This is a genomic window from Pseudoalteromonas sp. 1CM17D (assembly GCF_023161805.1).
In the GTDB taxonomy this organism is placed as follows: domain Bacteria; phylum Pseudomonadota; class Gammaproteobacteria; order Enterobacterales; family Alteromonadaceae; genus Pseudoalteromonas; species Pseudoalteromonas atlantica.
In genome coordinates this window covers 1-2,099 of record NZ_JALNTP010000010.1, presented here as the reverse complement: position 1 = coordinate 2,099, position 2,099 = coordinate 1, and the positions used below count along the sequence as shown (strand labels likewise).

The following is a 2,099-nucleotide window of genomic DNA, read 5'->3' as shown; positions in this document are numbered from 1 at the left end:
CGCGGTATGCAGTGGGATAACCGGTAAATTAAATTAAAAGGTGATCAGTTTCCCATACGGCACATACTGTGCTGCTCGACAAAAAAAGTGATCTAAAAGTCATATTTAGAGCGCAGTTATTACTGTTATAGCGCGGTATGTCGTGGCTTAACCGGTAAATTAAGTTAAAAGGTGATCAGTTTCCCACACGCCACATGCTGTACTGTGCTGCTCTACAAAAAGTGATCTAAAAGTCAGGCTTAGAGCCCAGTTCTTACCGTTATCGCTAGGCAAATAGGCCAGAGTATCGGTAATTTAGTGAAGAGGTGATCAGTTTTCTACACACTACGAACGGGTTTACCCTACAAAAGGTGATCAACTTTCCACACACTGCGAACGGGTTTACTCTACAAATGTTGATCAAAAAGTCAGGCTTAGAGCCCAGTTCTTACCGTTATAGTTCGGCAGGCTTGGCAATTGCCCTTAATTTATCAAAGTATTTTATTGAAAGCCCAAAGAACCAAAGCGACTTTCGTTTATGCTCGAACGAAAAATATACGGGCCATTCAGTTACTACTTGGTCATACAAAAATTGATAACACCATCAGATATTTAGGAATAGAGATTGAAGATGCCATTAAGATATTGAAAGAAACCGATTGTTGATTTAACTCAGGCAGTGTTCTTGTGCTGCCTTTGCCCCATTACGAGTTGTAACCTTTCAATTACCCACACATCACTTTGCAGATTGTAAATACTTAGCTATAGAAAAGCACTCATAGAAGTCCACTTGCTTCACACCGACTTTTAACAACGTTGTTCTCGCTTTTCTGTAAACTAGATATTTTCTTTGCTCGATCACACTCCCAGTTATTTACTGGATACATTTTGTCCCACGCTTTCATTAGCTTTCTTTGTGATGCACTCATATTATATCGTTTATAAGCACTTTCCATATAAAGGTAAGTACGTGTAATCGCCCCTCTTGCTAATTCAGGCGGCTCTGCTTTTCTATTATCTATCTTCATCGCACAGCTACCGAAATCACTTTGTGCTGAAGGCAGGATAGTGAAATTATAATTACTTCTCAGTGCATTAACGGCACCTATAGCAGGATAAAGGTTGAACATGTCTGCCTGCATAAAGCGATACTCAGTGCTAACTTTCTCCGCACATCTTCGACCTTTAAACGACTTCCCTCTGCTACTAACACATTGACTATGCCCATCTCTCCATTCACTGAAAGTACGACCAAAGTTCTCTGCTGGCACAACATGTTCCCACTCAATTTTTTGAGCACGCTTAAGATACTTAGTTGTAGTAAAACCTTTTAGGGTAGTTACTTTTTTATGGGAATTAAATTCGGCACCACAGTAAAGCGTACTTCGGTGATTGTTATGAACTTGCTTGTCTAACACCTTCTTCGCTTTACTAAATGATTCTATTTCTTGATTTTCAGCGAATACCTCAAAAGTGCCTAGTATTGTTATAAAGAATGCTATTAAAAATTTCATAAGGTTATCTTAAATTTAGAATTCATAAGGTGCCACAGATACTTTTATAAGTTTATGTGGGGTTTCTCACATACTTTGAGATATAAATAGATCCATCTTTTATTAAGATACACCTAATCCAACTAAAAGGTGTTTAGAAAATGAAATTAAATAATCAAGAAATTAAAAACTTAAAATGCAATTCTGGGCAGAAACATACTAAAAAAGATCTCGGTAAAAACTTATATGTATTGGTAAAAAATACAGGCTTAAAGCAATTTCGTTTCCGCTATATTTTTGATGATAGGCATAAAGAGATAGTCTTGGGGAATTACCCTCAAACAACTCTCGAACAGGCGCGCACTAAAGCGAACGAAGCCCGCTTGCTTCTTAGCAATTCAACAGTCCCTATGAGTTAGGTAAGTTAACAAAGGTTAAGGGCCTTGTTAGAGTTTAACCAAATAAAAATTATAGCCAACAAGCAAAATTACTGTGTTGTTGGCTAAACTACTTACCTTAGAGAATTATAGGGTATAAATATAATCAATAAATTGAATCGCCCCGTGTTTGCCAGAGACTCAATAACTTGAGAAACTGGAACTATGAAAAAATCAAATCGCTATACAT

The 2,099-nt window shown here is 37.4% G+C and carries 2 protein-coding genes and 1 pseudogene; 2 read left to right on the top strand and 1 reads right to left on the bottom strand.

What is annotated here, in order from left to right; genetic code table 11:
• Positions 1 to 495: 495 nt before the first annotated feature.
• Positions 496 to 645, top strand: a pseudogene (locus tag MSC25_RS16045) (integrase); the annotation flags it as partial.
• Positions 646 to 755: 110 nt separating this feature from the next.
• Here the strand turns inward: MSC25_RS16045 and MSC25_RS16040 are convergent.
• Entirely contained in the window at positions 756 to 1,493 is a 738-nt protein-coding gene (locus MSC25_RS16040; protein ID WP_248443961.1) for an endonuclease, read from the bottom strand.
• A gap of 140 nt (positions 1,494 to 1,633) precedes the next feature.
• On the opposite strand from MSC25_RS16040, the gene MSC25_RS16035 reads away from it, so the two are divergent.
• Positions 1,634 to 1,891 (top strand): Arm DNA-binding domain-containing protein, encoded by a 258-nt coding sequence (locus MSC25_RS16035; protein ID WP_138578994.1) that lies wholly within the window; start codon positions 1,634 to 1,636, stop codon positions 1,889 to 1,891.
• Positions 1,892 to 2,099 lie beyond the last annotated feature (208 nt).